The organism is Aeromonas enteropelogenes (genome assembly GCF_000819845.1).
Classification (GTDB): domain Bacteria; phylum Pseudomonadota; class Gammaproteobacteria; order Enterobacterales; family Aeromonadaceae; genus Aeromonas; species Aeromonas enteropelogenes.
In genome coordinates this window covers 1-945 of the sequence record NZ_CDCG01000033.1, presented here as the reverse complement: position 1 = coordinate 945, position 945 = coordinate 1, and the positions used below count along the sequence as shown (strand labels likewise).

Annotated in this window: 1 protein-coding gene; it reads left to right on the top strand. The window is 59.7% G+C overall.

The annotated features are described in order from the left end of the window. Positions 1-882: 5'-nucleotidase C-terminal domain-containing protein (locus tag BN1123_RS11730; protein ID WP_042027184.1), on the top strand; the 882-nt coding region annotated here is incomplete at its 5' end. Positions 883-945: the final 63 nt, after the last annotated feature.

The following is a 945-nucleotide window of genomic DNA, read 5'->3' as shown; positions in this document are numbered from 1 at the left end:
TGCCTGCCGGATCAGCAGAACGGTACCTGGATCATGCAGGCCCACGAGTGGGGCAAGTATGTGGGTCGTGCCCAGTTTGATTACCAGAATGGCAAGCTGACCCTCACCAGCTATGAGCTGATCCCGGTCAACCTCGTCAAGCGCAATGCCAAGGGTGATCCCATCGACGCGACCGGCGCCGCCACCAAGGATCCGGCCAAGATGCAGTTCGTCCAGGACGAGATCACCAAGGATCCCGAACTCTACAACACCCTGCTCGGCTATCAGGAGAAGGGCCAGCAGGAGCTGAGCGTGGTGATCGGTTCCAGCGATGGCCTGCTGGTTGGCGATCGTGCCAGCGTGCGCAACATGCAGACCAATCTGGGACGCCTGATCACAACCGCCACCTCCAGCAAACTGGCGACCGATTTCGGTATCGTCAACTCCGGCGGCGTACGGGACAGCATCCCGGCCGGCGACATCACCTATCGCAGCGTGCTGCTGGTGCACCCGTTCGGCAACACGGTCAATAAGGCCGTCATGAATGGCAGTGAGCTGGCCAGCTACTTGGGACAGGTTGCCACCAAGACTCGCAATACCGGCGGTTATGCCCAGTTTGGCGGCATCAACATGGCGGTGGATTGCCAGGCCAAGAGCGTGAACATCACCAGCATTGGTGGCAAGGCGTTCGATCCGGCGGCGACCTACAGCTTCGCCATTCCGAGCTTCAGCGCAGCCGGTGGCGATGGCTATCCCAAGATCGACACCATCAATGCCGGGCTGGTGGATGCGGCTGTGCTGAAGGAGTATATCGAGATCAAGAAGACCATCAATGTGGCTGACTATCAGCCTGCCGGTGAGGTGAGCTACCTGAACTCCACCTCTACTGACGGTTGCAACTGATCGACGTAAACCCCGAGGCAGAGTCATCGCCGTTACGCACAAAGGGCAGCCAGTGGCTGCCCT